This window comes from Paenibacillus sp. YAE3 (assembly GCF_057546105.1).
In genome coordinates this window covers 47,795-66,612 of the sequence record NZ_BAAIYF010000008.1, presented here as the reverse complement: position 1 = coordinate 66,612, position 18,818 = coordinate 47,795, and the positions used below count along the sequence as shown (strand labels likewise).

The window sequence follows — 18,818 nt, the reverse complement described above, 5'->3', positions numbered from 1 at the left end:
CTCCGCTTTGTGGGGATGTTTTTTCTCTATTCCGAAGCGAAAGAAGGCGGTTAACATGTTAAACGGAAAAACGATCGTGCTGGGCGTTACCGGCGGGATTGCGGCTTATAAGGCGGCAAGCCTGTGCAGCAAGCTGGTCCAAAAAGGAGCGGACGTGCATGTCATCATGACATCCTCGGCCAAGCAATTCATCACGGAGCTGACGCTGCAAAGCTTGTCCAAAAACGCGGTGTTCAGCGATACGTTCGACGAAAGGGATCCGGCGGTCGTATCGCACATCCGTTTGGCGGATGCGGCCGATCTGGTGCTGATCGCACCGGCAACGGCCAACATGATCGGCAAGATGGCCCACGGTCTGGCGGACGACATGCTGTCGACGACACTTCTCGCGACGACTGCGCCGGTCATGCTTGCTCCGGCAATGAATGTACATATGTACGGGCATCCTGCCGTTCAGGAAAACATGAAAACGTTGGAGCGGCGGGGCGTCATGATGATCGAACCCGGGGAAGGGCTGCTTGCCTGCGGTTACGTCGGCAAAGGGCGGATGGAAGAGCCGGAAAGCATCGTGGCCGTAGTGGAGAAATATTTTGCGGACAAGGAGCAGGCCGGGCCCGGTCTTTTGCAGGGAAAAAAGGTCGTCGTGACTTCAGGGGGGACGATCGAACGCATTGACCCCGTCCGTTATATCACCAACGATTCCTCGGGAAAAATGGGATTTGCGATCGCCGAGGCCGCGCGCGCGATGGGAGCCGACGTGCGTTTGATCTACGGGCGGACCGACGTGGCGCCTCCGGCGGGGATCGATGCCGAACACGTCCAGTCTGCGGAAGAGATGTACCAGGCCGTGCTGAAGCATTTTCCGGATAGCGACCTCGTCATCAAAGCCGCCGCGGTGGCGGACTATCGTCCGGCGGTAGCGGCGAGCAGCAAAATCAAGAAAAAAGGCGACACGATGACGCTGGAGCTCGTTAAAACGGTAGACATTCTGGAAACGCTCGGCAAAAGCAAAACCCATCAGTTTTTGATCGGGTTTGCCGCGGAAACCCATGACGTCGAAGCGTATGCCAAGGATAAGCTGCGCCGGAAACATTGCGACCTGATCGTCGCCAATGACGTGACGGCGGAAGGGGCGGGCTTCCGTTCGGATACCAACATCGTGCAGGTGTTTGACGCGGACGGGTTGGTCGAAAAGATGCCCGTCATGACCAAAAACGAAGTGGCGCGGAGGCTGCTCGCGATTGCGGCCGAGCGGATGAGTGAAGCGGGGAACCGATGATGCTTCCGCAAGTGGCAAAAGTCATCGTCGATGTGCCGGTGAAGGATACGGACCGTCCGTTCGACTATTTGATTCCGGAATCGATGCGGTCGTGGCTTGAGATCGGGAGCCGGGTCGGGGTTCCGTTCGGCCACAGGACGGTTCAGGGGTTCGTGGTCGATCTGCAGGATCGGCCTTCGCCCGGCGGAATGCGCCTGAAAAACATCCAGGAGGTTCTGGACGTCGTGCCTCCGTTGTCTCCCGAACTCGTCAAGCTTGCGGAATGGATGAGCCAAAAATACGCCTGCCGTTTCATTACCGCGCTTCAGGTCATGGTGCCGACGGCGCTGAAGGGCAAGGCGGAGCGGTACATCTCGCTTGGGGATCCGGAAGGGCAGCCGGAGGAAGAGGACGAGTATTCGCTGGTGCGTGTCGTCGCCGAACCGACGGAAGAAGCAAAAACGATCATGGCCTACGTCGCGCAAAAGGGAGAGGTGCCGGCCCAGCAGCTCAGCCGCATATTCCCGGGTAGCGCCGAAACGATCAAATCGCTGCTGCGAAAAGGAATTTTGCAGGAGAATCAGAGCATCAAGGACAAGCTGCAAAAGAAAATGCTCAAAGCGGTTGACCTCGCCGTCGATCCGGACGAGGCGTTGGCGGCGCTCCCGCAATTTCCGGCCAAGGCGCAGCGGCAGCGGGAAGTGCTGCAGTTTATTCTCGAGATGAAGGAACTGCTCCCCCTTCCGCTTAAAGAGGTGCTTAAGGCGCTTCAGGTCTCGGCGGCCACCGTCAAGGGGCTTGCGGACAAGGGTTTCGTTGCGATCGAGGAGATGGAGGTGTTCCGCGACCCGTATCGCGGACGCCGCTTCAAGCCGACGGAACCGCTTCGCCTGAACGACGAGCAGCAGCACGCGTATGACCGGATCGTCGACTCGCTGGATGCACGACGCCATGGGGTTTTCCTTTTGCACGGCGTCACCGGCAGCGGCAAAACCGAAATTTATTTGCAGACGATCCAGCACTGCATCGAACAGGACCGGCAGGCCATCGTCCTTGTCCCCGAAATTTCGTTGACGCCCCAAATGGTGGAACGGTTCAAGGGGCGCTTCGGCGACCAGGTCGCCGTCATGCACAGCCGCCTCTCCGGCGGCGAGCGTTACGACGAGTGGCGGAAAATACGTGAGGGCAAAGTCAAGGTAGCGATCGGGGCGCGTTCCGCCATTTTTGCGCCGTTCGACCGGATCGGCCTGATCATTATGGACGAAGAGCATGAGACGTCTTACAAGCAGGAGGAAAGCCCCAAATACCACGCGCGGGACGTCGCGGTCAAAAGGGCCCGGCAATATGGGGCCGCCGTCGTGTTGGGATCGGCGACGCCATCGCTCGAAAGTTATCATGCCGCCCGGTCCCAGGCGAACGACGAGTTTGCGCCCATGCTGCTGGAAATGAAGCGGCGGGCGCTCGGCAACGAACTGCCGGCGGTGCAAATCGTCGACATGCGGGAAGAGTTGAAGGAGGGCAACCGCTCCATGTTCAGCCGCTCCCTGCATCAGGCGATCGAAACCCGGCTCCAGCGCGGGGAGCAGATTGTGCTGCTCCTCAACCGGCGCGGCTATTCGACCTTCGTCATGTGCCGCAGCTGCGGTTACGTGGCGGGTTGTCCCGAATGCGACATATCCCTTACCTACCATCAAAAATCGAATAATCTCCGCTGCCATTACTGCGGTTACGCGGAGCCCGCGCCGTCCGTCTGCCCGGAATGCGGAAGCGAACACATCCGTTATTTCGGGACCGGCACGCAGCGGGTCGAAGAGGAACTGGCCAAACTGTTCCCTGGCATCCGGGTCATCCGGATGGACGTCGACACGACGACGGAAAAAGGATCGCACGAAAAGCTGCTGAAGCAGTTCCGCGACAAAAAAGCGGACGTCCTGCTCGGCACCCAAATGGTCGCGAAAGGGCTGGATTTTCCGGATGTGACGCTCGTTGGCGTCATTACCGCGGATTCGGCGCTCAACCTTCCCGATTTTCGGGCGGGGGAAAAAACGTTCCAGCTGCTGACGCAAGTCGCGGGAAGGGCGGGAAGGCATCAGCTGAAAGGGGAGGTGCTGATCCAGTCCTACACGCCGGACCATTATTCGATCATCCATGCCAGCGGCCATGATTATCTGGCTTTCGTCAGGGATGAGCTGAAGCACCGCCGCAACCTGCATTATCCGCCGTATTGCCGGCTGATCCTGATCACGCTGACGCATGAGCAGCTGCCGCTTTTGGTGCGCATGGCGGAAAACATGGTATCCGTGCTCCAGGGAAAAGCAAGGCAGCGCGGCTGGTTCGGCAGCTTGGACCGGCTGACCGCCGACGCGTTTGACGTGCTGGGACCGGTGGCTTCCCCCATTCCGAGGATAAAAAATAGATACAGGTTTCAATGTATGGTAAAATGGCGTGGGAATATCGATGCCGTCGGCCTCGTCCGCGAATCGGCCGAGCAGCTGGAAGAGACGGCGCATAACCAGCAGCTGCAGATCAGCATTGACGTAGACCCGCAAATGCTGATGTAATCGGCGCGGCATGCGTTGAAAGCGAAATGAAAACCATTAGGATTACAAGATCCGTACATGAATAAGCATAAGGAAGGTGTCATCATGGCAATCCGCATTATCGTAAAAGAACCCGATGCCGTACTCCATAAAACGGCAAAAGAAGTAAAAGAGATCACCCCGAACGTAAAAAAACTATTAAACGATATGGCCGATACGATGTACGACGCGGAAGGCGTAGGCCTTGCGGCGCCGCAGGTGGGCATTCTGAAACGCCTGATCGTCGTGGACGTGGGCGACGAACACGGTTTGATCAAGATGGTCAATCCGGTCATCGTCGAGAAGGAAGGCGAGCAATTCGGACCGGAGGGCTGCCTGAGCATTCCGGGCTACAACGGCGACGTTCGCCGCGCCGAGAAGGTAACGGTCAAAGGGCTGGACGAAAACGGCAACGAGATCACGATTACGGGCACGGGGCTTTTATCCCGCTGCTTCCAGCATGAGATCGACCATCTGGATGGCGTTTTGTTTACGGACATCGCTGAAAAAGTGTACGAATACGTGCCTGAACGTTCCGGAAGGGAGTAATGCTTCATGAATATCGTATTCATGGGGACGCCGGCTTTTGCCGTTCCCAGCCTGCGAATGCTGCTTAGCGAGGGATACAACGTCGTGGCCGTGGTCACCCAGCCGGATCGGCCCCAGGGGCGCAAAAAAGTGCTGACGCCTACGCCGGTCAAGGAAGTCGCTTTGGAACACGGCATTCCCGTGCTGCAGCCCCAGCGCATGCGCAGCCCCGAAGCGGTCGCGGAGCTTGCGGCCTACAAGCCGGATTTGATCGTTACGGCCGCGTACGGACAAATCCTCCCGAAAAGCGTGCTGGATCTTCCGGCGAACGGCTGCGTGAACGTGCACGGATCGCTTCTTCCCAAATACCGGGGAGGGGCTCCGATCCAGCGCTGCATCATCAACGGCGAAACGGAAACGGGAATCACGCTGATGTATATGGCCGAAGGCCTCGATACCGGGGACATGATTGCCCAGGTCAAAGTGGCGATCGACGAGGAGGACACGTCCGGCACGTTGTTCGAGAAGCTCAGCCTTGCGGGCGCGGAGCTGCTCAAAGAACAAATGCCGCGCCTGGCAAACGGCCGCGTCGAAGCTGAAAAGCAGGACGAGAGTCTCGCGACGTACGCGCCGAATTTGAAGCGCGAAGACGAAAAAATCGATTGGAGCGCCTCCACGCGCGATATATACAACCAAATCCGCGGGCTGGTGCCTTTTTCCGGCGGCTTTGCCTTGTGGAACGGCGAGGTGTTTAAGGTGTGGGCTTCCCGGAAGGCCGACAAGGCGTCGAAGGACGCCGCTCCGGGAACGGTGCTGCAGCTTGCCGAGCAGGGGATCGAGGTTAAAACCGGAGACGGCTCCCTGTGGCTGACCCGGGTGCAGCCAAGCGGCAAAAAGCAGATGAATGCGGCAGAATTCGCGCGCGGCAAAACGATGGCGCCGGGGACGGTGTTGACGTGAGTGCAGGAAAACGTCAGGGCAAGCCCGCCGCTTCGGCGCGGGAGGTTGCCCTCGATGTGCTGACGCGGGTCGAAGAAAACAAAGCGTACAGCAATTTGCAGCTGAATTCGGCCCTGCAGCGGGCTTCTTTACCGCGCGAGGATGCAGGGCTGGCGACGGAGCTGGTCTACGGGACGATTTCCCGTCTGAATACACTGGACTATTTTTTGGAACGGTTCGTCACGAAAGGCATCCAGAAGCTGCAGCCGTGGGTCCGGAATTTGCTCCGGCTGAGCTTGTACCAGCTGATGTACCTGGACCGCATTCCTCCCCACGCCGCGGTAAACGAGGCGGTCAATTTGGCCAAGCGCCGGGGACATCAAGGAATATCCGGCATGGTGAACGGGGTGCTCCGCAGCGTCCTGCGCAGCAAAGACGAGCTGGTCCTGCCGAGCGGCCTGCCGCCGGCGGAGCGCATTGCGCTTGAGCATTCCCATCCGCTGTGGCTGGTGGAACGTTGGATCGAAGAATACGGGGAAAGCGCCGCCGAAGCCATATGCCGCGCGAACAACGAACCGCCCGCGGTAAGCGTGCGGGTGAACACGACCATGATCAGCCGCGAAGGCATGCTGGCCGAGCTGGAACAAGCGGGCGTAAAAGCCGCTCCATCGGCCCTTTCCCCGGAGGGCATCTTGGTCTACGGCGGCGGCAACATGGCCCTGACGGACTGGTACCGGGACGGCCAAATTTCGATCCAGGACGAAAGCTCGATGCTGGTCGCCGGCGCCGTCGCTCCCGAACCGGGGATGCGGGTGCTCGATTGCTGCGCCGCTCCGGGCGGAAAAACGGCCCATATGGCCGAGCTGATGAAGGACCGGGGCGAAATCGTGGCCAACGAGCTGCATGAGCATAAGCGGAAGCTGATCGAAGCCCAGGCGGAAAGGCTCGGTTTAGGAAGCATCCAGGCGGTGACGGGCGATGCGCTCGAGCTGGCCAGCCGTTATCCCGCGGATTCCTTCGACCGGATTTTGCTTGATGCCCCTTGCTCGGGACTTGGCGTCATCCGGCGCAAGCCCGATTTGAAGTGGACCAAAACCCCGGACGACATCGGCGAAATCGCCGCCCTGCAGCGGAAGCTGCTAGATTCGGTTTCCTCCCTGCTGCGTGTCGGAGGCATCATGGTATACAGCACCTGCACGATCGGACGGGAAGAGAACGAACAAGTGGTCCGCCATTTTTTGGACACCCATCCGGGGTTCGGGCTGCCGGAGGATTCCGGCGGGACTTGGGGCAAGCTGCATTCGGACGCCGAAGGGGCGGGCGTGCAGATCATGCCTCAGGATTACGGCAGCGACGGTTTTTATATCGCCAGAATCCGGAGATTCTTTTAAACCGTAAAATCGCAAGGTATAAAGAGATGGTACAGCCTATTGATCCCGCTCGGCCTAAGCTTGGCGGGTTTCTCTTTTACCGCTACTTTTATTTGTGTTAAAATAGGAAGAATGAGAAACAATATGCATATGAATGATAAAGACAGGTGTGGTGAAATGAAGCCTTTTATATACGATTTGAACCTGGACGACCTCCAGGAATGGGCCAAGGAAAACGGCGAACCCGCGTTTCGCGCCGGCCAGATTTTTGATTGGCTTTACGTGAAAAGGGTGAATAACTTTCAGGAAATGACCAATTTGTCCAAGGAGCTTCGCGCGAAGCTGGAGGATCAGTTCGAATTCGTGACGCTCAAGGAAATTACCAAGCTGGAGTCCAAGGACGGAACGGTCAAGTTCCTGTTCGGCCTTCACGACGACCATGCGATCGAGACGGTCATCATGAAGCATAACTACGGCAACAGCATTTGCGTGACGACCCAGGTCGGCTGCCGCATCGGCTGCACGTTTTGCGCTTCGACCTTGGGCGGTCTCAAGCGGAACCTGACGGCCGGCGAAATCGTCGCCCAGGTGGTTCAGGCCCAAAAAATACTGGACGAAAAAGGCGAACGCGTCAGCAGCATCGTCATTATGGGCTCCGGGGAACCGTTCGAAAACTACGAGGCCACGATGAAGTTCCTTCGGATCATGATCCACGAAAAAGGGCTGAACATCGGCCAGCGCCATATCACGGTGTCGACGAGCGGCATCGTGCCGAACATTTACAAGTTCGCGAATGAGGATACCCAGATCAATCTGGCCATTTCCATCCATGCCCCGAACGACATGCTGCGCTCCAAGCTGATGCCGGTCAACCGCCGGTATCCTTTCGAGGACGTCATGGAGGCGCTGCGGTATTACCTCGCGAAGACCGGCCGCCGCATCACGTTCGAATACGCCCTGATCGGCGGAGTCAACGACCAGCCGGAGCATGCGGCCGAGCTGGCGAGCGTGCTGAAGGACATGCTGTGCCACGTGAACCTGATTCCGGTCAACCACGTGCCTGAACGCAAGTACGTCCGTACCTCGCGCAACGACATTTTCAAGTTTCAAAGAGTACTCGCGGAAAACGGGGTCAATGTAACGATCAGACGGGAGCAAGGCCACGATATCGCGGCTGCATGCGGACAACTGCGTGCGAAGCATATGGAGTTGAGGTGAGTGAAACTTGATTAAAACAGTTCATGCCAGTAACATAGGCCGCGTCCGATCAGTAAACGAGGACTCGGTCTGGATTGGCCACCTTTCGCAAGGGTATACGATCGGCATCGTCGCCGACGGGATGGGCGGGCATCAGGCCGGAGACACGGCAAGCCGCCTTGCCGTCGACACGATCGCGGAGGATTTGTCGACGCTGGAAAAAGGGATGTCTGAAGAAGGTTTGAGCGCGGCCGTCAGCGACGCGATCCTGCATGCCAACGACGTCATTTACAATGAAGCATCCAAAAATGAAAAATATCACAATATGGGCACGACCGTCGAGGTGCTGCTGCTCCGGGAGCGTTCCGGCGTCATCGGGCATATCGGCGACAGCAGAGCCTACAAAATTGTAAATGGCGAAGCCATTCAGATTACGGAAGACCATACGCTTGTCAATGAACTGTATAAAAGCGGCCAGATCAGCCTTGAGGAAATGAAAACCCATCCGCGCCGCAACGTCATAATGCGCGCTTTGGGCACCGATCCCGAGGTGTCCGTCGATCTGTATCCTGTCACGCTGTCTGCCGGAGAAGTGCTCCTTCTGTGCAGCGACGGGCTCAGCAGCCTGGTAAGCGGCGAACATATCGCCCAAATTTCAGGCATGCAGAACGTTTCGCTGGAAGAACGGGCGGACCGTCTCCTGCAGCTGGCACTTCTCGCCGGAGGCGATGACAACATTACCGTCGCCCTGTTTGAACTTCAACAAGATGAAGTCTCCGGGCAAAGCATAAAGGAGTGGGATTCATGATCGGACACGAATTGGGCGGCCGTTATGAAATTATTGAACGTATCGGCGGCGGCGGGATGGCCCTGGTCTACAAAGCCCATGATTTGCTATTGGGCCGCAACGTTGCCGTCAAAGTGTTGCGCCAGCAGTTTGTGCACGATGAGGAGTTTATCCGCCGGTTCCGCCGCGAGGCGCAGTCGGCCGCTTCCTTGTCCCATCCTAACGTGGTCAGCATTTACGACGTGGGGCAGGAAAACGAAATCCATTACATTGTCATGGAATACGTCGAAGGCCATAATCTCAACGAAATCATCAAGGAACGCGCGCCTTTGCAGGTGGAAGAGGCCGTCCGGATTGCGTCCCAAATTTGCGATGCGCTGGATCATGCCCACCAGAACCAAATCATTCACCGGGACATCAAACCGCATAACATCTTGATCGGCCGGAACGGCAGGGTCAAAGTAACGGATTTCGGGATCGCCCGAGCGGTCACGTCGACGACGATTACCCAAACCGGTTCGGTCGTCGGTTCCGTGCATTATTTCTCTCCGGAGCATGCCAAAGGCGTGACGACGGGAGAGAAATCGGATTTATACTCTTTAGGCATCGTACTTTATCAAATGCTGACGGCTCGGCTTCCGTTTCTGGGAGAAAGCCCGATCAGCGTGGCGCTTAAACATTTGCAGGAGGAGTTCGAGGAGCCGCGCGAAGTGAATCCCCTCATTCCGCAAAGCGTCGAAAACATCATTCTCAAATCGATGCGCAAAAATCCGCAGGAGCGGTACCAGAGCGCCAAGGAAATGCTGCATGACCTGGATACCTGCCTCTCCCCGGAGCGCAGGAACGAGGAAAAGCTCGACTTTTCGGACGTGGACGACGAGGATCGTACCCGCGTCATTCCGGCGATCAAACCGCAGCATATCGGTCCGACCCCGGTGAGGTCGAGGCAGGTTCCTTCCGAAGACCGGGAGGAGCGCCATGAGCCCTCCGCCCCGGCCGGCAAACGAAAAAAATCAAAAAAGCCGATTCTTTGGATCAGTTTGACGCTGTTGCTTCTGATTGCCATGGCGGCCGTCGTGTTTTACGTGAATCATAAATTGGTCGTACCGAATGTGACCGTGCCGAAAGTCATTGGCCTGAAGGAAGAAGATGCCCGCATAAAGCTCAATCAACAGGGAATCGAAGTCGATCCGAACGTCATTCGCGCATATAAGCCGGGAGTGGATGAAGGCATCGTATATAATCAGAGCCGAAGAGAGGGGACAGAGGTCAAAAAAGGGTCGCTCGTTCAAATTTCGGTCGGAAGCGCCAAGCCTTTGAAAAGGATGCCTGACCTCAAGACGTTACCGGTTGATGATGCGTTAAAGAAACTGTTCGATCAAGGGTTCAAAGAGGATAATATCGACACCAAAGAGGAAAACAGCGATAAGCCGGCTGGCACCGTCATTTCCCAGGCGCCGGGCGCCAACGCCGAGGTTGATCCCGACAAAGATCATGTTACCCTGACGGTCAGCAAAGGACCGAAGCAGGTGCCGATGCCGGACCTGATCGGCAAAAAGCAGGACAAAGCGGCGAAGATGCTGGAATCGGCGGGGCTCAAGCTGGACCCGAACATCCAGCAGGAAGCAAGCTACACGGTACCGAAAGGCACGGTCATTGCCCAATGGCCGTACGATCCGGGCCAGCTGGCCGATCCGGATGAGAAAATTCAGATTACCGTAAGCTCGGGGTATCCGGCCGACGCGATCAAATACACCTATAACGTCCCTGTCCTCCCTGAGGAGGAAGGCAAAAACACCAAGGTCCGCATCGAATACGCGGATGCTTCCACCAACGGGGAAACGAAAGAATGGGGAACCAAAAACATCAACTCGATGCAGGTATTCCCGGTCGAGGTGGTGGTCGGGCCGTCCAAAGACGCCACCGTCAGGGTCGTCCGCAACGGCCAGCTTTTCGACACCTATACCGTGTACTACACGGATGTGAAGAACGGTACGGTTCCTGATATCGATATCGTCCTTCCGAACAATACCGGGGATGAACAGGACATTCCGGAGAATCCCGCGGATGAAAACAAAGGCGGGGACGAAACGACCGGGATGACGCCTCCGGGCTGGAAGCACGGCAACCCGGGCAAGGGCAATAAAAAGAAAAACGAAAACGTAATTTATCAACAAAACCATTAAGGCCGCCCTCAGCGGCGGTCCTTACGGAGAAAGTGAGGCCTTTCATGTATGCCTGAAGGAGTTATCGTGAAGGCGTTAAGCGGATATTATTATGTCAAACCACTCGAAAACGGAATGGCGGCTTCGGGAGGCGGGGATGCGATCCAATGCAGGGCGCGCGGCATTTTTAAGAAAAAGGGCGTGACCCCGCTGGTAGGGGACCATATCCGGTATTCCCATACGGAAAACGGAGAAGGCATGGTGGATGAAATTTTGCCGCGCCGCTCCGAGCTGATCCGTCCCCCGGTCGCCAACGTGGATTTGGCTGTTCTGGTATTTTCGGTGCGCGAGCCGGATTTGAACCTCCAGCTGCTGGACAAGTTTCTGGTTCATATCGAGCACGCTGGTCTTGATACGGTCATCTGCTTGACCAAACAGGATCTTCTGGCCGAAGCGAAAGGGGAGGACCCGGTCGCTTTGGTCCAATCGCTGTACGAAAATATCGGATATCAAGTCATCGTATCGAGCTCACGCTTAGGGCTGGGAACGGAACTGCTGACGGAACGATTGAAGGGGCAAATCAGCGTGTTTTCGGGGCAGTCGGGAGTAGGCAAATCGTCTTTGCTGAACCGGCTCGTCCCCGGACTCGAGCTGGAAACGAGCGCAATCAGCATGAAGCTTGGACGGGGGAAACATACGACCCGCCATGTGGAGCTGATCGAGCTTCCAGGCGGCGGCTTTGTGGCGGATACGCCGGGCTTTAGCCAGCTGGACTTTTTGGAGCTTGGCGTTGAGGAGCTCTCGACCTGTTTTAGGGAGTTTGCCTCTTTGGCCGAGGGATGCAAATTCCGCGGCTGCAGCCATACCCATGAGCCGGGCTGCAAAGTTCGGGAGGCCGTGGAAAATGGAAACGTCGCAGCGAGCCGCTATGAGCATTATGTGCAGTTTTTAACGGAAATGAAAGATAAAAAGCGGAGGTATTAACGGAAATGATTAAAATAGCGCCATCGATATTGTCAGCAGATTTTGCCCGGTTGGGGCCGGAGGTAGCGGCTGCGGAAGCGGGAGGAGCGGACTGGATCCACGTGGATGTCATGGACGGGCATTTCGTTCCGAACATCACGCTCGGGCCGGCCATCGTCAGCGCCATCAAGCCGCATACGAGCCTGCCTCTCGACGTTCATTTAATGATCGAGCGTCCGGAGGCATACATCGCTGATTTCGTCAAAGCCGGCGCAGACGTAATTACCGTTCATGCCGAGGCTTGCACGCATTTGCATCGGGTCATTCATATGATCAAGGAACACGGAATCAAAGCCGGGGTCGCCATCAACCCGGCCACTCCGGCTTCGGCCATCCAGGAAGTGCTGGAGGACGTGGACTTGGTGCTTGTCATGACCGTTAACCCGGGTTTCGGAGGACAAGCCTTCATTCCGCGTACGGTCCATAAAATCCGCCAGATTCGCCAATGGCTGAACGAAGCTTCGCGTTTTGACGTCCATATCGAGGTCGACGGCGGCATTACGAGCGAAACGGCGCCTCTGGTTGCGGAGGCCGGCGCGGACGTGTTGGTCGCAGGCAGCGCCGTTTACGGCAAAGAGGACCGCGAAGCGGCCATTCGGGCCATCCGTTCCAGCGCGCAAAAGGGATAAACGGATCTGGGCGGTTTCACTTGTCTGCCTGTGTCATAGGTCATGCTTTTGGTGCATACATTGGTTACATGAGCAGGGTTCTCATGTAACCTTTTTTTTGTTCGTTTCTGCAGTGAACGCGCTAAAGGCATACCATACGCGATAAACATGAGAATATGGGGAGGGTGGAATATGAAATTTTATACGTTTAAGCTGCCAAAGTTTTTGGGAGGATTCGTAAAAGCTCTTTTAAACACATTTCATAAAAGCTGAAGACTCCTTATGGTATGCCGCTGATGCAAAAAAACCTCTGACGCAAGGCGGCATGATTCACACCGAATAGGGCCAAAGGCATTAAAAAAGCACCTGCTGTTAAACAAGGTGCTTTTTGCTTATATGCTATTCTTAAGGTCTAAGAAAGTGTAAATCGTCCGGAGGCTTGTCTAAAGTTATAGATTCCGCCTCCTGTAAGCGGTTCGTCTTCGGTAAAAAGACGTTTTCTTAAGAATACAGAATGCAGGGCCTCAAGCTGCGCAGCATGCGACGATTCTGTATTCGCAAGAAAAACCCCCGCGCAGGGCGCGACTTTCATAACGTAAGTACGACGAATTACACGCGGGTAACTTTACCGGATTTGAGCGCACGAGTGCTCACATAAACGCGCTTAGGTTTGCCGTCAACAAGAATACGAACTTTTTGCACGTTCACGCCCCAAGAACGACGGTTACGGTTGTTAGCGTGAGATACATGGTTACCGCTTCCTGGCTTCTTGCCAGTCACATAACATTTGCGAGACATAGATTACACCTCCTTGTTCCAAACACCTGCATAAAACAATACTTGTATATCATATCACAGCAAAAAATGCTTCGTCAACCGCCAGCCAAAAACATTTATTTCTGGTGTCTCTTATAGTACAATGATGAATAGCCCATAATGGTTTAATATGGGACGCTTCATTATATATGCATTATCGGGAATTTTGTAAAATCATGAACGAAATTGGCGAAACGAAAACGCGGATACGACGTATGTATAAGGACGCCATTAGCTAGGGATCAAGCTAGGAAGGGGATTTATCATTGAGTAAGCGTTCTTTGAATGGGACAGATTTTACCGCAATGGTATTGGCCGGAGCGGAGCAGCTGCAGCAGCATGCAGAGCATGTCAATTCTCTTAATGTATTTCCGGTGCCGGACGGCGACACGGGAACGAACATGAATCTGACGATGAGCGCAGGTGTGACTGAGTTAAAAAGAAATCATTCCGACTCGATCGGACACAGTGCGGGGGTTTTGTCCAAAGGACTGCTGATGGGTGCGCGCGGAAACTCCGGCGTTATCACATCCCAGCTTTTCCGGGGGTTTGGCCGCTATGCCGCGCCTTACGATGAACTGAATGCAATGCAGTTTGCAGCCGCCCTGCAAACGGGCGTGGACGCTGCGTATAAAGCCGTCGTGAAGCCTGTGGAAGGCACGATTTTGACCGTTGCCAAGGAGGCTGCCAAACATGCCGTATTTTGCGCGCGGCGGACGAATGACGTTACCGAGCTGATGGAGCAGGTGCTTCTCAAGGCGCAGGAGACGTTATCCCAGACGCCGGAGATGCTGCCTGTACTGAAGCAGGTCGGCGTCGTGGATTCGGGGGGACAAGGTCTTGTATATATTTATGAAGGCTTCCTCCGTTACCTGAAGGGAATCCAGGGGAATGCCGAGTTTGCGGGCGCCGCGATCGCAAGACAAGCACCGGCGGCTGCGAAGCCGGAGGCGGCATCGGCGGTTTTGAACTCCGCTGCGCACGCGTTTGCGGAACGGCCGGAGCTGGCCCAATCCAAAATCGAAACCGAAGACATCGAATATTTATACGATATGGAGTTTTTCATCAACCGTCAGCTTGGCGGCCAAGCGGCATCATTCGACGAGGATGAATTCCGGAAAGCGTTGTCAATAAATGGGGATTCCATCATTATCATTGCGGACGACGAACTGATCAAGGTTCATGTCCATTCCAAAGCGCCGGGCGACGTGCTGAATTTGGCGCTTCGTTACGGCGAAATTACGCAAATCCATATTTTGAATATGCGTGAGCAGCACCGGGACCTGTTGACGACGGGCCTCGATATTGCGCCTATGCCCGAGTTGTTCGCCGGCTTGCCGGCCGATCCTGTCGAACATTCGCGCGAGCAGGCACCTGCGACGCCTCCGGCGGATGAACTGGCGCCTTACGGCTTTATCGCCGTCGCTTCAGGCCAAGGCATCGCCGATATTTTCAAGAGCCTCGGCGTCGATGTCGTGTTGTCCGGCGGACAAACGATGAACCCGAGCACGGAGGATTTCGTCAAAGCGGTCCGCTCGATTTCGGCGCAGCATGTTTATATTTTGCCGAACAATTCCAATATCGTGCTTGCCGCGGAACAGGCACGGGAGCTGCTTGAGGACGAGCGCAGCGTCACGGTCATTCCGAGCAAGAGCATTCCGCAGGGAATTTCGGCCGCGTTTGCGTTTTCCGAAGAAGAAACTTCGGATACGAACACCGGCAGCATGATGGATGCGATCGCGCGGGTCAAATCCGGGCAGGTCACCCATGCGGTGCGCGATACCGCAATCGACGACATCAACATCAAGGCCGGGCAATATATCGGCATCGAGAACTCGAAGATCGTAACGGCTGCCGACAGCATTTTGGCTGCATGCCAGGAGCTTTTGTCCAAAATGCTGATCAGCGGCGACGAAATCGTGACGGTACTCGCGGGAGAACAAACGGATTCCAGCCTGACCGCGGAGCTTGCGGACTGGATCGGCGAGAATTATCCGGACGCGGAGGTCGAGGTTCATCAAGGCGGACAGCCGGTGTATTATTATCTTTTCTCCGTCGAACCCTAATTAAGTTTTACACAGGTAAGGTTTAGAATAAACCTCTAAAGGAGGCCACACGCATGGCTCATCCGGTCATTGTGACGGACAGCACCGCTGACATACCGGAGGAACTGGTCAATAAATACGACATTCACGTCGTTCCGCTTCGCCTTATGTTCGGCGAGGAAACTTTTGAGGACGGCGTCGACATTTCGGCCGAAGTGTTTTATAAAAGGCTTGTGCAATCGGAGCAGCTGCCTACGACATCGCAGGCTTCTCCCGCCGATTATATCGAAGCTTACCAAAATTTGATGAACATGTTTCCGGACAGCCCGATCATTTCTTTTCACATTTCGTCAGGGCTCAGCGGGACGTACCAGTCGGCGCTGCTGGCCAAGTCGATGCTCGATGATCCGCCTTCCATTCATGTCGTGGATTCCAAATCGGCTTCTTACGGCTTTGGGCTTCTTGTCGTTCATGCGGCCCGGCTTGCCGCCGAAGGGAAAAGCGCGGCGGAGATTCTGGATGCGGTGGAACAGGTTCGCCGGCAGCGCAAGCTGTATTTTCTCGTCGATACGCTCGAATATTTGCAAAAGGGCGGGCGGATCGGCAAAGCGGCTGCCGTCATCGGCAACCTGCTGAACATCAAACCGATTCTCTCCATCGATGAAGAAGGGATCATTTATGCGGTGGAAAAGGTTAGAGGCCGCAAAAAAGCGATATCCCGCATGATCGAACGTTTTCAGGCAGATTTAGGCGGGATCCGAAACATTAACGTGGCTGTAGGCCATACGGCGGACCCGGCTTCGGCCGATCCGGTGCTCGAGGAACTGTCGCGGCATTACAACCTTGGTGAGGTCGTGCTGACCAATGTTGGTCCGGTTGTCGGCACCCATGTCGGTCCCGGAACGCTGGCCGTGTTTATCTGGCCGAATTAAAATGAGGGATGGGAAATGAGTCTTAGTTTGGATCAAATTTCAATCCGTCAGGTGCGCGGCGTGAGTGCTCTCAAAGAAGGAGAGCTTCACGCCTTTGGCATCTTTACGGTAAAAGATTTGCTTGAATATTATCCTTTTCGTTACGAGGATTACCGCCTGCGCTCGCTCAGCGAAGTGAAGGACGGCGACAAAATCACCATTCAAGCCAAAATTATGGGCGTTCCGGTGCTGCAGCGCTACGGGCGGAAATCGAGGCTGACGTGCAAAGTGATGGCCGAGCAGTGGATGTTTACCGCCGTTTGGTTCAACCGGCATTTTTTGCGCGACCAGCTGACGAGCGGACGGGAAATCGTGCTTGTGGGCAAATGGGACCAGAAGCGCATGCAGCTTACCGTGTCGGAATCGGAATTTCCGGATCAAGGGGCCTGGCGCAGCGGAACGCTGCAGCCGGTCTATTCGGTCGGCGGGAAGATCACGCAAGCGTGGATGCGCAAAACGATCGGACAAGCGTTAACCCAATACGGGGACATGATTCCGGAAATCCTTCCGCCTGCCCTCATGCAAAAATACGATTTTATGCCGCGAAAAAGGGCGATCGCCACGATCCATCAACCGCAGGATTCGCGGGAAGGGCAGCAGGGCCGGGAACGCATGGTTTACGAGGAGTTGTTTTTGTTCCAACTGAAAATGCATGCTTACCGGGCGCTGAACCGGCGCAGGATGGACGGCATCGTGCATACCGTTGACAATAAAACGATGCGCGAATTCGTGCGGAGCCTGCCGTTTGAGCTGACGGACGCGCAGAAGAAGGTGGAGCTGGAGATTTTGCAGGATATGCGTTCCCCGTACTGCATGAATCGGCTGCTGCAGGGCGACGTCGGTTCGGGCAAAACCGTCATTGCCGCGATCGCTTTATACGGGGCGGTCCGTTCCGGGTTTCAAGGTGCGCTGATGGTGCCGACCGAAATCTTGGCCGAGCAGCATATGCGTTCCCTGCAAAAGCTGTTTGAACCGTTTGGCATTACGGTAGGGCTTCTGACCGGCAGCGTGACCGGGCGCAAACGCAAAGATCTGCTTGCTTCGCTGCAAATGGGCATGACCGATATCGTGGTGGGCACGCATGCGCTGATCCAGGAGGATGTGTTTTTTCGTCAGCTGGGCCTGGTCGTCACGGATGAACAGCACCGGTTCGGGGTCAATCAGCGCAGCATTTTGCGGCGAAAAGGCTACAACCCCGACGTGCTGACGATGACCGCCACGCCGATTCCGCGGACGCTGGCGATTACCGCTTTCGGCGACATGGACGTTTCGACGTTATCGGAGCGGCCTAAAGGCCGGATTCCGATCACCACCTACTGGGTGAAACATGACATGATGGACCGCGTGCTTAAGTTTATTTCCAAGGAAATAGACCAAGGCCGGCAGGCCTATCTCATTTGCCCTTTGATCGAGGAGTCCGAAAAATTGGATGTGCAGAATGCGATCGACCTGCACATCCAAATGCAGCAGGCATTCCCGAATTATCGGGTCGGTTTGCTTCACGGCCGGATGACGCCGGCCGAAAAAGAAGAAGTGATGCGGTCCTTTAACGCAAACGAAGTTCAGCTGCTGGTCTCCACGACGGTCGTGGAAGTAGGGGTGGACGTGCCGAATGCCACGCTGATGGTCATCATGGACGCCGACCGTTTCGGTCTGTCCCAGCTTCACCAGCTGCGCGGCAGAGTCGGTCGCGGTCAGCACGCCTCCTACTGCATCCTGATTGCCGATCCGAAGTCCGAAGTCGGGCAGGAACGGATGAACGTCATGACGGAAACGGACGACGGTTTTGAGGTGTCGCGCCGGGATTTGGACCTGAGAGGCCCGGGCGATTTTTTCGGAACGAAACAGAGCGGTTTGCCGGAATTCCGGCTTGCCGACATGGTCAGCGATTTCGCGGTGCTCGAAAAGGCGCGGGACGATGCGTCCCGGCTCGTGGCGGACAGCGAGTTTTGGACGTCCCCGGCGTATGCCGGACTCCGGGACTATCTGCAGCAGGAACAGATATTTCAGGGAGATTTGGTAGATTAGGCACATGGGACTGGCCCCCCGTCATATACTTAGTTGAATTGGAATTTGACGGGAGGTGCCAATGTTTTGGGTTATCAGCAGTATGGAATCAGTCCTGCATTAGTGGCAAGAGTCAAGCAAAAAATGAAAAATCCGGCGACCAAAGAGCGGATCAAAGGCATTCTGGAAGGCGTCAGCAAGTTCGACCTGCAGGATCCGGCAAAGGTTCAGCGTCTTGTGAAATCGGCGTCGGGAATACTTAAGGAACCTTTATCTTCTGCTGAAGAGCAGCAAATCATACGGTTTGTGCTGGCGCAGCGGATTGATCCGAATAACACCTTCCATTTGATCAAGCTTTGGGGCATGTTCCGTTGATGGGAGTCGAAACGCCAAAAAAGGCCTATAAGGGGATACCGCGTGCTGGTATTTTCCTCATAGGTCTTTTTGTTTGCATAGTTGGTCCTGCCGCGGTCAAAAATAATGACGTGGAAGGCAGCCGTTGTTCAGGATTTCGCGACATTCGAG

At 55.7% G+C, this 18,818-nt stretch carries 16 protein-coding genes; 15 read left to right on the top strand and 1 reads right to left on the bottom strand.

Annotation, left to right across the window (positions count from 1 at the left end; translation table 11 throughout):
* Positions 1–55 precede the first annotated feature (55 nt).
* The 11 genes from coaBC (at position 56) to spoVM (ending at position 12,727) form a co-directional block, all read left to right on the top strand.
* Positions 56–1,279 carry a bifunctional phosphopantothenoylcysteine decarboxylase/phosphopantothenate--cysteine ligase CoaBC gene (gene coaBC, locus AC27KL_RS16500; protein ID WP_487170408.1) on the top strand — a complete coding sequence of 408 codons (1,224 nt, stop codon included), beginning with the start codon at positions 56–58 and terminating at the stop codon, positions 1,277–1,279.
* Positions 1,276–3,819: a primosomal protein N' gene (gene priA, locus AC27KL_RS16495; protein WP_339324179.1), complete on the top strand. Its 2,544-nt coding sequence runs from the start codon at positions 1,276–1,278 to the stop codon at positions 3,817–3,819. Before coaBC ends, priA begins: the two co-directional genes overlap by 4 nt.
* Positions 3,820–3,903: 84 nt before the next feature.
* Complete coding sequence (gene def, locus AC27KL_RS16490; RefSeq protein WP_339324180.1) at positions 3,904–4,386, top strand: peptide deformylase; 483 nt, start codon at positions 3,904–3,906, stop codon at positions 4,384–4,386.
* Between the two features lie 6 nt (positions 4,387–4,392).
* On the top strand, positions 4,393–5,325 hold the full coding sequence (gene fmt, locus AC27KL_RS16485; RefSeq protein ID WP_487170407.1) for a methionyl-tRNA formyltransferase: 933 nt from the start codon (positions 4,393–4,395) through the stop codon (positions 5,323–5,325).
* Positions 5,322–6,695, top strand: coding sequence for a 16S rRNA (cytosine(967)-C(5))-methyltransferase RsmB (gene rsmB / locus AC27KL_RS16480; protein WP_487170406.1), 1,374 nt, complete (start codon positions 5,322–5,324; stop codon positions 6,693–6,695). The genes fmt and rsmB overlap by 4 nt, the downstream gene beginning before the upstream one ends.
* 156 nt (positions 6,696–6,851) lie before the next feature.
* Positions 6,852–7,892 carry a dual-specificity RNA methyltransferase RlmN gene (rlmN, locus tag AC27KL_RS16475; RefSeq protein WP_036707690.1) on the top strand — a complete coding sequence of 347 codons (1,041 nt, stop codon included), beginning with the start codon at positions 6,852–6,854 and terminating at the stop codon, positions 7,890–7,892.
* 7 nt (positions 7,893–7,899) lie between these two features.
* A complete protein-coding gene (locus tag AC27KL_RS16470) occupies positions 7,900–8,679 on the top strand; it encodes a Stp1/IreP family PP2C-type Ser/Thr phosphatase (RefSeq protein ID WP_487170405.1) in 780 nt (259 codons plus the stop codon).
* Complete coding sequence (gene pknB / locus AC27KL_RS16465; protein WP_487170404.1) at positions 8,676–10,844, top strand: Stk1 family PASTA domain-containing Ser/Thr kinase; 2,169 nt, start codon at positions 8,676–8,678, stop codon at positions 10,842–10,844. Before AC27KL_RS16470 ends, pknB begins: the two co-directional genes overlap by 4 nt.
* 48 nt (positions 10,845–10,892) lie before the next feature.
* Positions 10,893–11,807, top strand: a complete 915-nt coding sequence (gene rsgA, locus AC27KL_RS16460; protein ID WP_339324185.1) for a ribosome small subunit-dependent GTPase A — start codon at positions 10,893–10,895, stop codon at positions 11,805–11,807.
* A gap of 5 nt (positions 11,808–11,812) precedes the next feature.
* Positions 11,813–12,475, top strand: a complete 663-nt coding sequence (rpe, locus tag AC27KL_RS16455; RefSeq protein WP_339324186.1) for a ribulose-phosphate 3-epimerase — start codon at positions 11,813–11,815, stop codon at positions 12,473–12,475.
* Positions 12,476–12,646: 171 nt separating this feature from the next.
* Complete coding sequence (spoVM, locus tag AC27KL_RS16450; protein WP_036707696.1) at positions 12,647–12,727, top strand: stage V sporulation protein SpoVM; 81 nt, start codon at positions 12,647–12,649, stop codon at positions 12,725–12,727.
* A 336-nt stretch (positions 12,728–13,063) separates the two neighbouring features.
* Here spoVM and rpmB read toward each other — a convergent pair whose 3' ends face one another.
* Positions 13,064–13,252, bottom strand: coding sequence for a 50S ribosomal protein L28 (gene rpmB / locus AC27KL_RS16445; RefSeq protein WP_081992147.1), 189 nt, complete (start codon positions 13,250–13,252; stop codon positions 13,064–13,066).
* A 284-nt stretch (positions 13,253–13,536) separates the two neighbouring features.
* On the opposite strand from rpmB, the gene AC27KL_RS16440 reads away from it, so the two are divergent.
* From AC27KL_RS16440 to AC27KL_RS16425, 4 genes are all read left to right on the top strand, one after another.
* Complete coding sequence (locus AC27KL_RS16440; protein WP_487170403.1) at positions 13,537–15,336, top strand: DAK2 domain-containing protein; 1,800 nt, start codon at positions 13,537–13,539, stop codon at positions 15,334–15,336.
* 53 nt (positions 15,337–15,389) lie between these two features.
* Positions 15,390–16,247 carry a DegV family protein gene (locus tag AC27KL_RS16435; protein WP_487170402.1) on the top strand — a complete coding sequence of 286 codons (858 nt, stop codon included), beginning with the start codon at positions 15,390–15,392 and terminating at the stop codon, positions 16,245–16,247.
* A gap of 15 nt (positions 16,248–16,262) precedes the next feature.
* On the top strand, positions 16,263–18,314 hold the full coding sequence (recG, locus tag AC27KL_RS16430; protein ID WP_487170401.1) for an ATP-dependent DNA helicase RecG: 2,052 nt from the start codon (positions 16,263–16,265) through the stop codon (positions 18,312–18,314).
* Positions 18,315–18,380: 66 nt separating this feature from the next.
* On the top strand, positions 18,381–18,668 hold the full coding sequence (locus AC27KL_RS16425) for a stage VI sporulation protein F (protein WP_036707702.1): 288 nt from the start codon (positions 18,381–18,383) through the stop codon (positions 18,666–18,668).
* Positions 18,669–18,818: the final 150 nt, after the last annotated feature.